At 40.1% G+C, this 559-nt stretch carries 1 pseudogene; it reads right to left on the bottom strand.

From position 1 onward, the window contains the following. Nucleotides 1–559: pseudogene (locus AN394_RS21235) on the bottom strand (transposase); the annotation flags it as partial.

Raw genomic sequence — 559 nt, 5'->3', positions numbered from 1 at the left:
GCACAAATGTTTAATCTTTCAAGTATTGGTAACGTATTATCTGGGATTTTCCCAGGCTTATTTTCTCGTATTGAGCGGCCTGTCCAATCTACAAGTTGCAGATATGTCTTGAGCTCAAATGGTAGTCCCTTAGGTATATGTTTTCGTGGTTTACCTGCAAAGCGCATAAGTGATTTCGGTTGCTTATTCTTTTGAGCTGCATTAATTCTAGATTTAATACTGGTGTAGTCAGATTGCTCGGGTAAATCAGCCGCTTTTGCTCTAACAGGATTTAAATCTACATAAGCGAGGCAAGCGGCAAGTGCTGCTTCATCAAGTAAAGCTTGTGACTTAAAGCGACCTTCCCAAAACCGTCCTTTGCATTCATCTTCTTGATTCGCTTTTCGTGCAATACCCTCGTTAAGAACTCGCATAAACCAACTAATGCTGCTGAGCCTCTCACGATATATATTTATTCTGGTATTAACCGCAGCGAGCTCGGTTTGTGTTAGCAATTCGCCATTTAAGAATCGTTGGCAAAGGAATGTACTTTTGAATAATTTGTGCCATCTAATAAGAA

Origin of the sequence: Pseudoalteromonas sp. P1-26 (genome assembly GCF_001401795.1) — a bacterium.
Classification (GTDB): Bacteria; Pseudomonadota; Gammaproteobacteria; order Enterobacterales; family Alteromonadaceae; genus Pseudoalteromonas.
Note: the sequence above shows the minus strand (reverse complement) of the source record. Positions and strands in the feature narration are given on the sequence as shown.